Annotated in this window: 14 protein-coding genes and 1 tRNA gene; 9 read left to right on the top strand and 6 right to left on the bottom strand. The window is 45.8% G+C overall.

Features of this window, described 5'->3' with window-relative positions; translation table 11 throughout:
* Positions 1–697: 697 nt before the first annotated feature.
* Positions 698–1306: a phosphatidylglycerophosphatase A gene (locus MHI27_RS25065; protein ID WP_076286050.1), complete on the bottom strand. Its 609-nt coding sequence runs from the start codon at positions 1304–1306 to the stop codon at positions 698–700.
* Between the two features lie 272 nt (positions 1307–1578).
* Between MHI27_RS25065 and MHI27_RS25060 the strand changes: the two genes are divergently transcribed.
* The 3 genes from MHI27_RS25060 (at position 1579) to MHI27_RS25050 (ending at position 4269) form a co-directional block, all read left to right on the top strand.
* Entirely contained in the window at positions 1579–2703 is a 1125-nt protein-coding gene (locus MHI27_RS25060) for a GerMN domain-containing protein (RefSeq protein WP_339248666.1), read from the top strand.
* Between the two features lie 164 nt (positions 2704–2867).
* Positions 2868–3626, top strand: a complete 759-nt coding sequence (rph, locus tag MHI27_RS25055) for a ribonuclease PH (protein ID WP_042130710.1) — start codon at positions 2868–2870, stop codon at positions 3624–3626.
* Position 3627: 1 nt separating this feature from the next.
* Positions 3628–4269, top strand: coding sequence for an XTP/dITP diphosphatase (locus MHI27_RS25050; protein ID WP_339243345.1), 642 nt, complete (start codon positions 3628–3630; stop codon positions 4267–4269).
* A 120-nt stretch (positions 4270–4389) separates the two neighbouring features.
* Here MHI27_RS25050 and MHI27_RS25045 read toward each other — a convergent pair whose 3' ends face one another.
* Positions 4390–6576 carry a glycosyl hydrolase family 18 protein gene (locus MHI27_RS25045; RefSeq protein WP_405174923.1) on the bottom strand — a complete coding sequence of 729 codons (2187 nt, stop codon included), beginning with the start codon at positions 6574–6576 and terminating at the stop codon, positions 4390–4392.
* 77 nt (positions 6577–6653) lie between these two features.
* Positions 6654–8552, bottom strand: coding sequence for a glycosyl hydrolase family 18 protein (locus MHI27_RS25040; RefSeq protein WP_052404398.1), 1899 nt, complete (start codon positions 8550–8552; stop codon positions 6654–6656).
* A gap of 599 nt (positions 8553–9151) precedes the next feature.
* Here MHI27_RS25040 and MHI27_RS25035 point away from each other — a divergent pair.
* The 4 genes from MHI27_RS25035 (at position 9152) to MHI27_RS25020 (ending at position 12067) form a co-directional block, all read left to right on the top strand.
* Positions 9152–9580 (top strand): NfeD family protein, encoded by a 429-nt coding sequence (locus tag MHI27_RS25035; RefSeq protein ID WP_042191325.1) that lies wholly within the window; start codon positions 9152–9154, stop codon positions 9578–9580.
* Positions 9580–10515, top strand: a complete 936-nt coding sequence (locus MHI27_RS25030; RefSeq protein ID WP_042191323.1) for an SPFH domain-containing protein — start codon at positions 9580–9582, stop codon at positions 10513–10515. The genes MHI27_RS25035 and MHI27_RS25030 overlap by 1 nt, the downstream gene beginning before the upstream one ends.
* A gap of 102 nt (positions 10516–10617) precedes the next feature.
* Positions 10618–11073 carry a cupin domain-containing protein gene (locus tag MHI27_RS25025; RefSeq protein ID WP_076286056.1) on the top strand — a complete coding sequence of 152 codons (456 nt, stop codon included), beginning with the start codon at positions 10618–10620 and terminating at the stop codon, positions 11071–11073.
* A gap of 157 nt (positions 11074–11230) precedes the next feature.
* A complete protein-coding gene (locus MHI27_RS25020; RefSeq protein ID WP_339266836.1) occupies positions 11231–12067 on the top strand; it encodes an aldo/keto reductase in 837 nt (278 codons plus the stop codon).
* A gap of 63 nt (positions 12068–12130) precedes the next feature.
* On the opposite strand, the gene asnB is transcribed toward MHI27_RS25020, so the two are convergent.
* A complete protein-coding gene (gene asnB / locus MHI27_RS25015) occupies positions 12131–13975 on the bottom strand; it encodes an asparagine synthase (glutamine-hydrolyzing) (RefSeq protein WP_341124261.1) in 1845 nt (614 codons plus the stop codon).
* A gap of 145 nt (positions 13976–14120) precedes the next feature.
* Here asnB and MHI27_RS25010 point away from each other — a divergent pair, with 145 nt between their 5' ends.
* Positions 14121–14477: a hypothetical protein gene (locus tag MHI27_RS25010; protein WP_405174922.1), complete on the top strand. Its 357-nt coding sequence runs from the start codon at positions 14121–14123 to the stop codon at positions 14475–14477.
* 101 nt (positions 14478–14578) lie between these two features.
* Here the strand turns inward: MHI27_RS25010 and MHI27_RS25005 are convergent, their stop codons facing one another.
* The gene (locus tag MHI27_RS25005; protein WP_405174921.1) at positions 14579–16096 is read right to left on the bottom strand and encodes a hypothetical protein; all 1518 of its coding nucleotides are present in this window, start codon (positions 16094–16096) and stop codon (positions 14579–14581) included.
* A gap of 288 nt (positions 16097–16384) precedes the next feature.
* Here MHI27_RS25005 and MHI27_RS25000 point away from each other — a divergent pair.
* Positions 16385–16458: transfer RNA gene (locus MHI27_RS25000), tRNA-Arg, on the top strand.
* Positions 16459–16859: 401 nt separating this feature from the next.
* Here the strand turns inward: MHI27_RS25000 and MHI27_RS24995 are convergent.
* Positions 16860–17768 carry a serine hydrolase domain-containing protein gene (locus MHI27_RS24995; protein ID WP_405174920.1) on the bottom strand — a complete coding sequence of 303 codons (909 nt, stop codon included), beginning with the start codon at positions 17766–17768 and terminating at the stop codon, positions 16860–16862.
* Positions 17769–18131 lie beyond the last annotated feature (363 nt).

The raw sequence follows: 18131 nt of genomic DNA, 5'->3' as shown, positions 1-18131 counted from the left end.
TGGGGACTGCTCTTTTTGTATTTGAGTAACCTTGTCCCTCCGTTCCTCTATTCATCCTTCGATCGCTTCCATATTCATGCGTTAGCGTATGTATTCGGACTCAGATGACGCTATTCGTTGATTTTGAGCTTTTGAGGTTAGTATCGGACCGGAAAGGCGTTATTACTTGTACAGAGTAGTGTTTTGGGTCATTTTTGAGCGAATAGCATCTCTGGAGACCGTAAGTGTTCAAATTTAGGGCGATTTAAGAGTATAGCGTCTGCTGATTCCGACAACGTGTGCGAAACGCTTCTTATGTAGAGTAACTAACTATTGGTAGCTATTATAGGGAATTTTACCCTATAATTTTGGATTTAATGATTCTAAAGCTGTTTATATGGAATTTCTCCTTATAATTCTACTGATTTGGCTATGAATTGAGATTTTTATAGAGATTATAGGGAAGAATTCCGTATAATCTCTGGATTTGAGCCAAAATCGTTATTTTATAGGGAGGATTTCCCTATAGGCAACGAGCTCCTGTAGAACCCCCACCGTAGAACCCCCATAGCAGAAGCACCATCGTAGAACTCCTCGTCCGCTACCCACAAAAAAGCGATTGTCTCAGCAGCCCGCAGGGCTTGTGAAACAATCGCTTTTTCCTCAGAGTTTCATATAGTCGATCTGAAACTCATCATTAAGGTGTACCTAAAACTCCTCATTCCGGAGTTTCATCATATTCTGCAAGTTTCCTAGCGGCCTCTTCGCGATCCTCTGGTGTGTGGGGCAGATCCAGCTCAATTTCGCGCTCCGCTTGCTTGCGGTGTGCGATTCGGCTACTGGCTGCCGCCGCCACGGCTCCAACGATGTCGTCGAGATAGGTGTGGATTTGTCCGGTACTTTTGTCATTTAACCTTTGAAGAACGCCTGGCTTCAGCTTGTCCACATAGCCATAGTTGGTAAATCCGATACTGCCGTATACGTTCACGATAGAGAAGGCAAGAATCTCATCTACGCCGTACAATCCCTCATCATTTTCGATCATATCTTGAAGTGGGGAGAACAGCTTGCCCTCTTCTGCCATTACATCTAATTGAATGCCTGTTAGTACAGCATTTTGTACTTCTCGCTTGCTAAGCACCATCTCTACATTATGGATACATTCATCCATCGTTAAATTCGGATAGTATTTCTGTTGCAGGAACATAACGAGTTCCGCGATTTCTTCCAGGGTTACTCCACGCTTGTTCAGCCAGAATTTGGTCGCATCTGCGACGGCCTTGCTGTTCAGACTGTACGGAATTTTTTCGATTTTGTCATCAGCCATGTTCAGTCACCTCGTTGTTTAGTAAGTCATTTCATTACAGCAAACGTTAGTATGATGTTAAGGACTGTTGTTACCTCAGATTGTACGTTTACTGGAAGTATTTGTCCAGCGAGGGAAGTTTCAGCGAACTGAAATCCAGGCCCTACTTGAGATGAAGAAGTAGTTCACAGGCTTTTCCAACAATTTAGGATAAGCTGTTGTTATTTTTTGGACAAAGGTCTCGTATACATAGCAGTACAAATGATATCTAACCTTGAAAGGGGTAATAAATGATGAAACCTATGCAACAAATCCGCGGAATCTCCGCAGTATGCTTACTCGCAGTTCCACTGGCACTATCCGGCTGTGGGCTGTTTGGTTCAGAATCGGCATCGATTGATGCTCCGCCACCAGAGGTTGAAGCACAAATGTTACAGACTAGTGGAAATACTACGTTGGATTCAGGTGTATTCGGTCCTGTGACACAGGATGATACACAGACAGCGGTTAAAGGCAGCACCAAAACTTCACAGGGCAATGCTTCCGGAGATCGCACAACTGTATTTTTGGAAGATGGTAATGGATTACTCGCTCCTGTATCCCTAAGCTTGCCAAAGAGCAAAGATTCCAGCGCACTCAAAAACTCGTTAATGGCATTAGTGAGCAAGGGAGAATATGCCTCATCAGTGCCTGAAGGCTTCCTAGGCGTTCTTCCAGCTGGAACGGAAGTTCAAAATATTACGGTAGATAAGAAGTCGAATTTAGCTGTCGTGGAATTTAATAAAGAATTCAATAACTATGATCCTTTAGAGGAACGTAAAATCCTCGAAGCTATCACTTGGACGCTGACCGGTCAAGATGACATTAAAAGTGTACAGCTCTGGGTAGATGGTAAAAAGCTCACAGAGATGCCGCTTCAAGGAACTCCGCTGGATCGTCCATTAACCCGCACAATGGGCATAAACTTGCCGAAGCAAGGTCCACTTCTGATGAACTCCAGTGCGGTTACTGTTTATTTTTCCACAACATCTCCTGACGGTATCCAATATTATGTACCTGTAACCCGATTTGTACCCGCCGGACAAGAACAGCTGACTGCTGCTTTGAACGAATTGATTGCAGGTCCTGAATCCGGAAATGGGCTGGAAATGGTCATGACACAGGGGACGATACTTGATTCCGTTGATGCTGGGCAGAACGGTGTAGTTACCGTGTCCTTGACGGATGATATGTTCACAGATGGTAAAGGTGTACCCGCTGAAATGCTGGAATCGGTCGTACTGACGGTTGCGCAAAATTCGGATGATTCTCTGGTACAAATTCGCTTGAACGGCAAGGAATCGATTACGGATACAGATAATGTGGACTACAGCAAACCTGTTTCCGCACCTGAATATTTGAATGAGATCCCGTTATAGAATGACCCTGTAAGGTTTAAAAGATGCTTTTGTGCCTCCTCTTTGGTAGAATAAAAGTTGCTCAAAAAGACGTTACGTCCCAAGCATTGTGCTACTCGGTATTTATGACGGGGCAATGGGACTCACGCTAAACTTTTAGCTATACGATGTAGGAGGCAGAAAAGATGAGATCAAACGGGCGAAACGACGACCAATTACGGCCGCTGACAATAACAACCCAAACGAATAAATATGCTGAGGGCTCCGTGATCATTGAAATGGGAGATACTAAAGTCATTTGTACGGCTACTGTGGAGGAAAAAGTGCCTCCGTTTCTTAAAGGGCAAGGAAAAGGCTGGGTAACCGCTGAATATTCGATGCTTCCTCGGGCAACTCAATCCCGTAATCAGCGTGAAGCTGCACGTGGTAAGCTTACCGGACGGACTATGGAGATCCAACGGCTGATCGGACGAGCGCTTCGTTCCGTAGTTAATTTACAAGCGTTAGGCGAGCGTAGTATTACGCTGGACTGTGATGTGATTCAGGCGGATGGTGGTACGCGGACCGCTTCGATTACAGGTGCTTTTGTTGCTATGGCATTTGCTATTAACAAAATTGCACTTCAGCACAAGTTGCCTGTGTTTCCTATAACAGATTTCTTGGGGGCAATCAGTGTCGGTGTTGTAGGGGATAAAACACTGCTCGATTTGAATTATGAAGAAGATTCCAAAGCAAAAGTAGATATGAATGTAGTTATGACTGGCGGCGGTGCCTTTGTTGAACTTCAGGGGACTGGCGAAGAAAGACCGTTCACTCGTCAAGAGTTGGATCTTTTGCTGGGTCTAGGTGAGAAGGGAATCTATGAACTGATTGCTGCGCAGAAAGAAGCGCTTGGAGCGATTGCTCTCAAAATCCCTTCCGGCCAGCCGGGCCAAGAGGTGTAGCATGAAGTCTGACGGCGGTATTCTTATTGTTGCGACGAAGAATAAGGGGAAAGTACGCGAATTCGAGCATGCTTTTGCCCCGCTAGGGCTGACAGTGAAAAGTATGTACGACTATCCGGATCTGCCCGATGTGGTGGAAGACGGAGCCACTTTTGCCGAGAACGCCTTTAAAAAATCCAAAGCCGTAGGTGACGCCCTTGGAATCCCGGTACTCGCCGATGATTCGGGTCTTTGCGTAGACGCTTTGGATGGCCAACCGGGTGTGTACTCTGCACGTTACGCAGGGGAAAATGCAGGAGATGAAGAGAACAATCTGAAGCTGCTTAGCGAACTTGAGAAGCTAAAACAGGGCGAGGATACCGGACAGCCTTTGCTAAGTACAGCTCGGTTTGTCTGTACATTGTCCTTATACGATCCAAGCTCAGGACGGGAGTTAACCGCTGAAGGTGCAGTGGAGGGATGGATCACATCCGAACCTGCTGGTGGTGGAGGCTTCGGCTACGATCCGTTGTTTTACTTGGCGGAATATGAAAAGACAATGGCCGAGCTAACGCTCGAAGAGAAGCAGCGGATTAGCCACCGAGGAACTGCGCTAAGGTCGCTGACTGAGAAGCTAGCTGCTGCTAACGACTTGAATTCCTAATCTAAGCGCTCCATGCGGTCGCATGAGAGATAAAATAAAGAAGCTTGCAGATCCAAGGTGGAGTACCTTGATTTGCAAGCTTCTTTTGATTTGTAAGGCTAGGCTGATAATTTTATTGGATTAGTTCAGCTTCCAGAGTGCAGGTGTTGCTGTCGGTTCCCAGCCCAGAAGTGAAGTGTGGGGCTGCAGACATGTATACGTTAACCCGTTGTAGCTAACCTTATCACCCGCTTTGTATGCGACTCCCGCTGCCCAGGCAGATATTCCTGGATTTGGCGTTGGCGTAGGTGCAGTGGTTGCAGTCGGTGTTGGTGCAACGGTCGGCGTTGGAGTAGGTGTCGCAGTTGCAGTCGGCGTTGGTGTTACAGTCGGTGTCTGCGTTGCGGTTGGTGTTGGTGTTACGGTAGGCACAGGTGTTGGTGTCGCAGTTGGTGTCGGTGTCGCTGTTGGAGTAAGCGTTGGTGTCGCAGTTGGTGTTGTCGTAGGTGTAGGCGTTGGAGTGATGCCTCCATACAGTTTGTCGTATTCCTGCTGGGACGAGCTTCCGTTCAGTGTAATTCGCTGAGGACCACCCGAGAAATTCAGCTTCATCATGCCTGGAACTTCCAGTGTGGCTCCGTTTGCAATCGTTTGAGATGCAGTCCCGGTAATACGATAGCGATTAAAGTCCCAATCCGTAGAGATTTGCTCTACAGTACCGGCTCCCCATGCAGAGGTCAGGGTTGTTGTTGTCGGTAGATCGAATTCCAGCTTCCAGCCACCGGAGATATCCGCGCCTGTGTTATTCGTTATTTTCAGGGAGTAGGTATAATTCGGATGATCGTAAGCGCCACTGAAGCTAAGACTGAAGTTCGTAGGTGCAGGTAGTTGTGGCTTCGGAGTTCCACCTGGCAGAGAGGCTGTCTTAAACTGGTCATAGGCAAAATCGGTCAACGAGTTGCCGTACGTAAAGGTGCCATCACTCTTTTCAGAGTAGTCGCCGGTCAGTTCCCAGAACATCATCCCTCCCAAGCCTTTTTGCTTGATATAATCCAGTTTGTAGCCCAGTGACTCCTTATCTTCATACGTAAGAAAGACCTTTTTGTCAGCGTTAAACAAGTATGGGGTTTTGGTAACGGGATCGAAATAACGTTTGTTCGCTGGATCTTTGAGCAGATTTAGCACATGCCAGATTGGATTTGCGCCGGCCGGCTGCTCTGGTGCAGGATCATTCCAGATTCCGTATACGCCGTCGGCTCCCCCTCCGGTTGTAGGAGCTGTACCATAAAGACCGGTGTTGTTGATGCCTCCATTTACATTCTTCCAGCCACGTGAGTAATAAGGAACTCCGATGACTATTTTTTCCGGAGGAAGCGTACCCAAATAGTATCGAACAGCCCAGTCGGTATTCAGAACCGGAGTGCCCAGCGCAGCTGTTTCAGTATCACGAGAATCCGGGTACAGGGCGGAATGCGGCCCTACATATCCATTCCAAGCGCCGTGGAAATCATAGGTCATAAGGTTCGCCCAGTCCAAATACTGGTTGGCTTCCCCTAGCTTCATTCCGCCCAGAATCCAAGAGGAGGCGGTTGCGGCAATGGTTAGGTCATATTTCTGATTGTCCTGTGCGCCTGCCTGATCCAGCTTTTCACGAAGCTTTTTCATGAGGAGCACATAGTTGTTGTAATTCACTGTGCGCAGCGGCTCAGCCACACCGAAGTCATTCGGGTTACCGGATTGACCAGTACCAGATGGGTACTCCCAATCAATGTCCACACCGTTGAATTGGTAGTTACGTAGAAAATCCACAACACTGTTGGCAAAGGTCTCGCGGCCAGCTTCCGAATTGGCCATGTTATAAAAACCACCAGAACCCGACCAACCACCAACCGAAATCAGGGTGCGGACATCGGGATATAACTGCTTATACATTACGAGTTGATTAAAATGTCCTTTATACGGCAAATTAGTTAATTGGTCAGGGTAGTCTTTTTCGATAGCTGCTGTACGGTCCATCAGATCAATCTTGTTCGTTTGAGGGTTTACCTTGGCGAACGCATAGTTAATGTGAGTGATTTTGCCCCACGGTATTTTGTCGACAGTATAAAATCCTTTGTTCTCCTGATCTCCCCACTCCGGGAAGTAAGCTACAATTTTACGCGGATGATCTGCAGCCGGAGCTGGAGCAGTAGGCGTCGTCCCTGCTGCTAAGGCTACTTGCGACGATCCACCTGCACTTGTGTAAAGTGGAAGCAGAATGATGGCGCTCATTAAGGCCGCAATGTAGCGTGCGGATTTACTTCGCCTATTACGTGTACTTATATTCATTTAACATTCCTCCAAAAGGGATAATATGACTGTGGGAGTAGACAGGAACGGTGATCCTTTCGCGTTAATAATGAGTCTTAATTCAGCTTCCAGAGTGCGGGCGTGGTCGCCGGTTCCCAGCCTTGAAGTGAAGTATGGGGCTGGAGGCAAGTATACGTTTTGGCGTTGTAGCTAACGATGTCACCCGTTTTGTAAGCGATTCCTACAATCCAGCTAGAACTCCCAGGGGTCGGTGCAACAGTTGCCGTCGGTGCTACTGTTGCTGTCGGTGTTACAGTGGCCGTTGGTGTTGGAGTTGCGGTTGGTGCCACTGTTGCCGTTGGAGTCGGAGTTGCTGTCCCGCATACGTTGATGAATTTCCAGACTCCAGCAGCACCGCTAAGGTCGGGACGATCGCCTTGAGTCCACCATTTAGCTTCATAGACTGAACCGTTGTAAGAAACTTGCTGGCCGCCAGTATATACGGCAGTCTGGTTCCACGCCGCTGCGCATTGTCCCGGAGTAGCCGTCGGCGTTGGAGTTACCGTAGGAGTCGGAGTTGCGGTTGGAGTTACTGTTGCCGTTGGTGTTGGAGTTGCTGTTGCTGTTGCGGTTGGTGTCGGAGTTGGTGTCGGCTGTATCACTCCTCCGCCAAGGTCGGCGTTCAGCTTGTTGGTCAGAGTTTTGTTCCGGTCACCACTTGTCTCCCAGAACATGGCACCCGCTAGGCCTTTTGATTTGAGATAACTGATCTTATGGCCAAAAGATTCTACGTCGTCATAGCTGATATAAGTTTGGTTCGTTGGATTATAGAGATAAGGCACTTTAGAAATGTCATTCCAATAACGGGTATAGCCGTTTTTGTTAATGTAATTAGCTTCGAGGTCATAGAAGTCATAACTCCCCTTTTCCCATGTACCCGTGGACGAAATGCCAGCGGACAATTGATATTGGCCATTTCCTGCGGCAGGAGCACCCCCCCAACCACGGCCATAGAATCCCATACCAAGCACTAACTTGTTCGCCGGTACGCCATTGGCTAAATAGCTGGTTACCGCTTTATCGACGTTGAAATTTTGCGGTTCGGTCAGGCCTGATGCAGAAGCGGCTGGATCATAGTACAAAGGAGCATTGTGACCGGTGGTCTTATTCCAGCTCCCGTTGAAGTCATAGGTCATAATATTGATCCAGTCAACAATGGAAGCAATACCTGCAAGATTATTGTTATTGACGTACGTCGGTCCTGCACCGGAAGCAATGGTCAGCAGGTAGGTTTTGCCGTCGGTCTGACCGGCAGCATTTAGCTTCTCACGGATTTTTTGCAATAGAAGTACATAGTTTTCCTTATCTTCGGGACGATAACTGTTACCTGCGAGCCCACCGCTGACTGGGTACTCCCAGTCGAGATCGACCCCGTCCATTTTATATTTACGAATAAAGTCTACCGCTGAGTTGGCAAAAACCTCACGGGTTACGGCTGTAGCCGCCACATCCGAGAAACGGTTCGACCAGGTCCAGCCCCCAACGGAGATCAACGTTTTCAGGTTCGGGTTCTTTTCTTTCAGCTTCCATAGCTGCTTCAGATTACCTTTGATGGGGTCATCCCATTTGTCATCTCCGAAGCTCTTTCCGGTGTCAATCCACGGGTCACCCAGAACAATCGTGCCGTTCGGAACGTTAATGGTCTGTGCTTGCTCATTTTGACAGCTCCATGTTACCGGATTAGGGCCGGTAGGGTCAGGGTTGCCGTGAATGCCATTCCAACAAATATCTGCGAAGGCGTAGTTAATGACATTCATTTTGGTAGGATCGATATCTGATACATTGTAAGCCCGCCCGTAAGCGGCCCAAGAAGCGTAATAACCAACCAGTTTATAATCCTGTGCGGCGTTGGCCGTTTTGGCACTACTACCCAGGGCTGAAAAAAGTGTAAGAACAAGCGCGGCGATCATCGCGATCGCAAAGGTCTTACGTGAACTTTTTTTCGTGAATATCATTGATTTTATACCTCCAAGGTTCAATGTGTAGTTCGAAATTCTTTTCGGCAAGAAACCCTACCTTCACCTCCCATAATTTGAAATTCACCTGTACCTTCACCCTTGCATATCTCTCATTCTACTGACACCCATTTCATAGATTTAGCAGCAAAAAAATAGCGGTCCACATAAAGCTTACACAATAAGTAAGCGCTTTCTAAACTGCTGTTTTAAGGATTCCTTTTTGATAAACTTGTAGATGTAACATTGTTGAAGGGGTGTAGGTGAGTAGAAGAGTGGGTTTGGAGTTCAATAATTAGGATTAATTTCTTATTTATGGGTGAAGGCATTTCTTATTTTCAAGCATAGAGAGCGATTATGCTAGGGATAAAATTCAGTAATATAGGGGGACATTTTTCTAATTCATGGATACTTGTTTAGGTGAACTTTGATAGAAAAGGTGTATGTCCTCTTTTTAAGGAAACTCATGCAGAACACATAACCTCCGATGTTATGAATATAAATTATATACATGCCTGCAATATTTTTACGGAATTACGCAACGCATCGCTGTTTCTTTTCGTTATAGTAGTATCATAAGGAAGGTGGTGGGTTCACCGATGGTTGTGTTTTGGTTGATCGCAGCCGGTGTCCTGTTTGTTGTAGAGATGATGACGCTTACTTTTTATCTGCTATGGCTTAGTATTGGTGCGTTGGCCGCAGGTGTGGTGTCGTTGATTGTTCCTGAAGCCATTTTGTTTCAGGTGATCCTCGGATCACTGGTCGCACTTGGTCTGACTATATTCTCGAAACCACTGGTTTCTAAATTTCGCAGTTCACGTGGGTTCAAGGATACAGGCACAGAAATCGTTGGCAGGCAAGGAGTCGTCATTGAGCCGATTGAGCAAGGGCGCTATGGGCAAGTGAAGGTAGGCGGAGATACGTGGAGCGCGAGCTCTGACCAGTCTTTGGGCAAGGACGAAGTAGTCAGAGTAGTGAAGAGAGGCACGACCATTATTGAAGTAGAACGATGGGGGGATATGAACTAATGGAATGGGCAATTATTTCAATTATTCTAGTGGTAGTCGTAGTATTTGTGGCATTAACGATCAAAATCGTACCACAACAACGGGTAGGTGTAGTGGAACGTCTGGGTAAATTCAATCGTCTACTGACGCCGGGTCTGAACATTCTGATACCTGTGATTGATCAGGTGCGTACTTACCATGATCTAAGGATTCAACAAGCGAATGTGCCTCCGCAAACGGTGATCACGAAGGATAACGTGCAGGTGCAGATCGACACGATTATTTTCTATCAGGTAGTGGGACCAGAGGAAGCTACGTATGGCATTTCCGATTATGTATATGGGGTAAGAAACATTTCAACGGCAACTATGCGGCAAATTATTGGTAAGCTGGAATTGGATGAAACGCTGTCTGGGCGTGAAAAAATCTCAACTGATATTCGTCTGGCGCTTGATGAGGCTACAGAGAAGTGGGGCGTAAGAATCGAGCGTGTGGAAGTCATCGATATCAAGCCGCCGCTCGATATTCAAGAAGCAATGGATAAGCAGATGAAAGCGGAGCGGAGCAAACGGGCGATTGTTTTGGAAGCGGAAGCTGCCAAGCAAGATATGATCCTGCGTGCTGAAGGGGATAAGCAGAGCAAGATTCTGAAAGCGGAAGGCGACAAGGAAGCACGTATCCGCCAAGCAGAGGGTTCAAGACAAGCACAGGAGCTGGAAGCTCATGGTGAGGCGAAAGCAATTCAAGCCGTGGCTGAAGCAGAAAAATCACGCATTGAGCTGATTCGCTCAGCAGGTCTGGATGAGCATGTGCTCGCATATCGCTCCTTCGAGGCTCTGGCTGAAATCGCCAAAGGTCCTGCAAATAAAGTATTCTTGCCAACAAGCGCTGTTGAAACGCTGGGAAGTCTTGGGGCGATTGCTGAGGTATTCAAAGCGAGCAAGGATAGTAAATAGATTTTACAATTCGTGCTTCTTCCGTTAAAGTAAAAAGCAAAAACAACCCTATGCATACGAAGCTATTGTTGCTCATGCAAACTTTGAAGGAGAGAAGCTACCGTGACACAAAAAGAAATCTCACCGTTAGTTGAACTGCTCGGATTACAGCCCCATGTTGAGGGCGGTTGGTACAAAAGACTTTGGAACTCCGAATTTGAAATTCCGCAGGAAGTGCTTGGGGATAGCTATTCCGGATCGCGCCATTCGGCATCTTCAATTTATTTTTTGCTACACGAGGGGGAACAATCTGATTGGCATACTGTTTTGTCCGATGAAGTTTGGTTCTGGCATTCCGGTAGTCCAATAGTGCTTAGTCTCGGAGGTAATGGAGATAAGCCTGAGAATGTGCAGGAAGTTATTCTGGGTCTCGATATTGCTGCAGGTCAACAGCCGCAGGTCGTAGTTCCAGCAGGGGTATGGCAGGCGGCTCGTCCGTTAGGATCAGAACCAGTACTGGTATCCTGTATCGTTTCTCCTGAATTCCATTTTGATGATTTCAAACTGATTGAGAAATAAAGAAGAGCGGGGGCTTTATATATGCCTCCGTTTTTTTATGAGGATTTTGGGAATGATGAAGCAGTCTGCTATACTTTTGTGGTAGCGCTTGCTTCTGAAGCGTGAATTTAGGTTAAGTAAGATTAATGAAATAACAATAAGCTTGGAGGGTTAAGCGATGAGTGAATTGAATGCACCGTTCTCGGGAGGTCCGACTTTAAATGATGGAGTGACCATGCCGTGGCTAGGCCTTGGCGTGTATCAGACTAAAGATGGGGAAGAGGTTATTCACGCGGTCAAGACCGCAGTGGAGCTTGGATATCGCAGTATTGATACGGCTGCTGGTTACAATAACGAAGAAGGTGTAGGTCAGGCTATTCGTGAATGTGGAGTGGCCCGTGATGAACTGTTTATTACGACGAAAGTGCGCAACCCTGATCAAGGCTATGAATCAACGCTGAAAGCGTTCGAAGTTAGCCGGCGCAAGCTGGGGCTGGACTATATAGATTTGTATCTTATACATTGGCCGGTGGCAGGAAAGTATCGGGAGACTTGGAAAGCTCTGATTCATCTGCAAAAAGAGGGACTCATCAAATCTATCGGTGTGAGCAATTTTCAGATTCATCATCTGAAGGATATCATCGAGGACACTAGCGTAGTTCCAGTGGTAAACCAGGTGGAATTCCATCCGCTATTGACTCAGCGCGAGTTGCTGAAGTATGCCAATGAGCAAGGGATCCAGCTTGAAGCGTGGAGTCCGCTTATGCAAGGAAACCTAGATCTCCCCCTTCTTAAAGAGCTGGCTGGAAAGTATGATAAGACCCCTGCTCAAATTGTACTTCGTTGGGATTTGCAACAAGGCGTAATTACGATTCCAAAATCGGTACATGCGGATCGAATTAAGGAGAATGCGGGATTCTTTGACTTCACGCTTAGTGATGAGGATGTTAAAGCCATCGAAAATTTGAACAGAGACCATCGTTTCGGTCCGGATCCGGACAATTTTAATTTCTAAAAATTACGAATACAAGCCAAACAGCAAGCCACCGATACGGGGACTTGCTGTTTGGCTTGTCGCTTACTGGATGGAGACGTTATATTTACGCAGCCAGAGATCTACTTGAGCTAGGTAAGCAAACAGCTGAGGACCGGACATGAGCTGACCGAACCAAGGCAGATTGGTAGAGGATTCTGGGGAAGCGGCGATCTCACGGATTTTGGCGGCATCGATTAAAGGAAGTATTGGCGAAGTAGAGTCATCTAGAATGTTCAATACTTGTGTTCGTACTGCGTTTAAATAGGCTGGATTGTGGGTTTTCGGGTAAGGACTTTTTTTACGATATAGCACATCATCTGGAAGAATTCCCTCAAGCGCTTTGCGTAAAATCCCTTTTTCACGACCGTTCAGGTTCTTGATTTCCCAAGGAATATTAAAGACATATTGAACGAGGCGATGATCACAATAAGGAACACGTACCTCTAGTCCGGCGCCCATACTCATTCGGTCCTTACGGTCGAGCAAAGTAGGCATGAAGCGGGTGATGTTTAAATAGGACATTACACGCATTTGTGCTTGTTTACCTGTCTCCCCATCCAATGTTGGTACTTCCGCTACAGCATCACTATATCTGTCACCCAAATATTCCAGCGGCCGAATCCATTCATTAACTTCAGGGGATAATAGACTTGCACGCATTTTAGGAGCAACTGACCAAGGGAAAGTACCCGAGGAGAGCATCTCCTCCCGATGGAACCAAGGATATCCGCCAAAAATCTCATCGGCAGCTTCGCCGGAAATGGCTACAGTAGCATTCTTTTTGATCTCACGGCAAAATAAATACAAAGAAGAGTCCACATCGGTCATCCCAGGTAAATCGCGTGTGTACAGCGCATTATCAAGTGCTTCTACAAGCTCTGGCGTATCAAATGAGATATAGTGATGGTTCGTATTTAATTCATCGACCATTCGCTTAATCCATGGACCATCTGCTCCGGGCTGAAAAGTATGGCTCTTGAAGTGTTTGTCGTTGTCGACATAATCGACAGAATACGTATCTACTCGTCCCTGGCCGTTTCGGTTGTAGTAGTCCACTGCAAGTGCTGTCAGCGCACTGGAGTCCAGCCCTCCTGACAAGAGCGAGCAGACAGGAACATCTGAGACCAGTTGGCGTTCGAGCGTATCCTGCAGCAGTTCACGTACTTTAGCGGCTGTCTCTGCTTCATTGTCAGTATGTTTTGCGCTTTCCAGCTTCCAATAAGCGTAACTACGCAGACCTTCGCGACTATAGATCATGGCATGCCCCGGACGAAGTTCCTGCATATCCTTATAAACACCGTGTCCCGGCGTACGGGCTGGACCGATAATAAAAATTTCCGCTAACCCTTCGGGTCCGACTATTGGCTGTACCTTGGGGTGCTGCAGCAGTGCCTTAGGCTCTGATCCGAAAACTAAGACGTCATCCACTTTACTATAGAACAGAGGCTTCACACCTAAGCGGTCACGTGCAAAAAAGACCTGATCCCGAAGTCCGTCCCACACTGCAAAGGCAAAGATCCCATTGAGCTTCTCTGCACAATCCGGTCCCCATTCGATATAGGCATGCAGCAGAACCTCGGTGTCACATTGGGTACGGAATTGATGACCCCGCTGCTTAAGTTCTTGTTTGAGCTCGGGTGCGTTATATAATTCGCCGTTGTACACAATCGCATATACCTGTTCTTCATGGCGGGTGATCATAGGCTGCGCGCCGTTCTCTGGATCGATAACGCTAAGTCTGCGGTGACCGAATGCGCAAGGACCTGAAATCCAAGTTCCAGCTGCATCGGGTCCGCGGTTTGCTAAAGTTTCAGTCATTTTGACCAGCAACTGCGAGTGCTGCGTGAGATCTCCGCGCCACTGGATAAATCCGGTTATTCCGCACATGATGGTTCATCCTCTCTTTTTGTGCGATTGTTGTCCTTACTTTTTTGCCAAGTAATACAGATATATGCCGAAGGAAGGCATAAAATGTATGTCCTTATCCGAACACTAGGGGAGAGAGGAATTTGCCAGGAGGGAAGGATGACAGGTGTATTATATTAAAGATGCCAAAATTCGCAGAATGATGGAGTATGACGGTGCGCCTTGTGCAGAAGTAGGTGTATTGCCAGGTGCTGTTAGTGATCCTGCGCTTTTGGTGTATATCGTAGAAGATCAGCGCGAGGAAGGATACGAGATTGTCCGTATCCTCACTAACGACGCGGATACTTCTACTGATTGGTTTGATAACAATATGCATGATGCTTTTAAAGATGTGACTTCGAGCGCGTTTACAGGCAGCATGATTATGACGCCAGAAGATGAACGTTCTAAGTTTCAGAGGGAATTAATGACTTATGGTGATTTGAAAAAGCAGCTGGGGGAGCGTTTTCAGAGGCTGGAGTAGCGTTGTAACAAGTTTACGGGACACATAAGTTCAACAGAAAGAGCAGCAGCCTTTTGGTCCAGGGCTGCTGCTCTTTCTATTATTGAGATCCCTATAACTTACTATTCATAGTCTTTTTCCTTAACCGTAGCTTTTATTCCTAATTGATCCGTAAGGGTCTTTAAAGGAACATAGGCTCGTCCTTGGAACATGGTACTTTTGCTTTTAGCGATCATGATAGTTTGATCACCGTATTGAATCTGCCAACCATCTTTTGTCACACTAACCGCAGCATTAATAGCCATTGCAAAATCATTAAGTGGAACCAGTAACGCCCCGTCTCCTTTATACAAGCGGAAGGGACCTTGACCTGAATAGACAACGTTCTTACCATTAACAATAATTTGTGCAGGTGCTTCGGGTGTTAAAAGATCCGAGTAGTTGCCTGAATAGACTCTTCCAATACCCCAATAGTCTTCCTTCCCCTTCTTAGTTATTATTCCGGTCGGCACATGCAAATACCCGGAGAATGAATCAATATTGAAATTAATGCGGACCAAATCATCGTTTACCCAATGGTAACCATGTAATCTTTTTCCACTTTCATGTGCGGGAAGTGTATATAATACTTTAGCTGTTTTCACATCAACAATAGTTGCTTCATACGCCGCTTTGGGATCTCTAAATGAATACGAAATAATCAAATGTGTGTTGTTTGGTGAAAAAGTGGACCCAGCCAAAACCTTACTATTACCCGGACTTAGAGGCGTGAATTTCCCGTTTAAGGTATAACCTACGAACGAATCTTTCCTTTTTGAATCATATTTTTCAGCGTACCGGATTTCGCCGATTTTCTTTCCCCATCGTTCAGATCCAAGGTGTGGATTAGGGAATACCTCTGTTTTATGGCCGTCAGGATAAAGTTGAAAGTACTTAGGCATAGATTGCTTTCCATTAATCGTGTTATTTTCTTCGAGTAGTATGGTGTTATCTTCTAATACCCGGTCATAATTCCCGATAAGTGGATCTCCATCCCGAGGATTGTCATTTACAACTGCAATCTGTTTATTTGTCTCAAACGAATAGACATACACCTTTTTTAACCTATAATCTCCAGGCCTAGAAGGCTCTGGCTCTTCTGTGCTTACAGAATACCCCTTGAAATTGCGGTATAAATTAATTCTTGAATTATAAGACATGCTATCAATTTGTCGAAGCACCTTTAATTTCTTTGTGCTCAGATCAAACTGAAGAAGACGAGAATGTTCAGGTCCAGTCTCTTTTCCTGTTTGAGTGTTATACATTCCATAACATTCAACTTGATAGGCTGTGTAACCCGTGGACAATTGGAACATCATACTATATGGCTTCCACCCACAGCCTATTGCCAGGGTGTTCGGTTTGGATGTATCTTTCTCTTCAATGTAACTGGCATTTTCCGGAATTTTGATCATGGCTTCTGGAAAAGAGTACTCTTGAATCGTAGACGTTCCATCGGAGTAATTATCTGAAGTTACTCGCACAATGGGAATAAGTGCGGATTTGTCGTCGGATAATTTGTGATCGAATACAACACTATCACGTATCCTTGGTGCACCTTCAGCTTTAGCGATCGTTGTGTTAGTAAAGATAAATACCAAGACAATCAATGTGAAAATAATAAGTTGTAGTTTTTTCTTGATGATAGAACCCTCCTTTATTTTGTAACAAATAATATAACCTACCTATTTATCGGTAAATTTCCATTAGTATCTTTGTCTTTGTCATAATTTAATAACTCTTTGGAACCTATGTATTGAATCGTTAATTAATAATTAAATGCGTAAGCGAAGCTTTGCTATGATGAGTTGAAATTCTGTACTTGATAAATTTGCTGAATAAGGTATAATAAATATCGTTGCGTCAATACATATCATTTATTCTTATATGTCCCGGTAGCTCAGCTGGATAGAGCATGCGCCTTCTAAGCGCACGGTCAGGGGTTCGAATCCCTTCCGGGACGTCAAGTAACAGCCTTCCTTCGGGAAGGCTGTTTTGCGTACAGGGAAAGAGAAGCCCAGGTGGTTCGTCGAAGCAAAGGCATCGATAGGATCAGCTTCGCAGTCAGCCCGAAAGGGCTGCATCCCGCCCGGGGCAAGTAAAAGCCCTTCCTTCGGGAAGGCTTTTTTTGCGTACAGGGCATCCTCACCAAAGTGAGTAAACTGAAGCTCTGATAGATAATTAGGGAAAATATCCCTAAAATTCAGAACTTTCTACTCAATAGACTAATTACTCTCAAAAAGGCCACCTTATAATTTGGGTTGGCCTAATTATACGAAAAGAAGGTGCCGAGAAAGTAGCCTCCACTACTTTCTCGGCACCTTGAGCCTTCCTGTGAGAAGGCTGTCTCGCATATGCCCACCGCTAAAGAAGCGGCCAGATCTCCTCCCAGACAGTGTCTAGAATAGCTTGCATATTATCTTCCATACTGTTAATAGCGATTACCACTTGTGCATCCGGTACAACAATGCAGAATTGACCATGAGCGCCATCGGCACGATAAGCATCGTGCGTACACAACCAGAATTGACAGCCGTACCCTTGGCCCCAATCACCAGCTCCGTTATTTTCGATCTGCTTTTGTGTAACAAAATCAACCCAAGCTGCGGGAATAAGCTGCTGTCCCTTCCACATTCCTTTTTGCAAAAGAAGCTGTCCAAATCGGCTTAGTTCTTCCGTATTGATCTGAAGTCCGGCACAACCGAGGGTGATCCCTTGAGGGGCCGTTTCCCAATCGACGTTTTCTATGCCTAGTGGGGTAAAGAGACGGCGAACGAGGTAATCTTTTACGGTTTGTCCGACACGGGCCTGAACCATTGCAGAGATCATAATGGTATCCCCGCTGCTGTAGGTAAACTGTTCCCCAGGAGGTCTGTCTAAAGGTAGCGATAGATAATGTTGTATCCAATTTACATCCTTCAAGGCCATTCTTTCTTCAACCCAAAACGGTGGGGAATCATGCCCTGTACTCATACGTAGTAAATCGAACAAGGTCAACTCCCCAGGTTGCATGGAAGGAAGGACTTCTTTATGAGTGAATGCATATTCTGGAAACACATCCTTAAGTGTTGTATTTAGTGATAGTTTTCCTTCTTCGATGGCTAGACCCACCGCCATGCATGTAAAAGACTTGCTGACCGAATGCTGCAAGCGCCGAATATCCTCTGCGAGATCCACTTTCCCCACTAACGTTCCATTTTTAAGCACAAGAACATTGAACACATTCAATCCACGTTCGCGGATCTGGGCTTCGAAGCGAGTCATGTTTAACATAAAATGTAGCCCTCTCTTTCTTAGATTCCAAGCTGGGATTAGGAAGTTTGGTAGTCGAAATCATTGAAAATGATGTGGAAACGTTTCCTCTGACTAGATATTAAATAGCTAAATCGATGCTATTCTATTCTTATTTTAAAGTCAATGCAAGCAGAAAGACTACTATTTAACATCGAAACAATTAAAATTTAAAACGAATTTGAGATGCGAATCATTTTTAGTCAAAAATCATAGGTTGACTTCTAAAAAATATCTGTCCATAATGAACGTATTAAGCGATTTAGATACGAAAACAGTCAAAATGATGTCATGGGAAACGTTTCCCATCATTTCATGCGTTTCCACCAAGCTGATTATATCAGG

It is taken from the genome of Paenibacillus sp. FSL H8-0261, from assembly GCF_045040645.1.
In the GTDB taxonomy this organism is placed as follows: Bacteria; Bacillota; Bacilli; order Paenibacillales; family Paenibacillaceae; genus Paenibacillus_AQ.
Note: the sequence above shows the minus strand (reverse complement) of the source record. Positions and strands in the feature narration are given on the sequence as shown.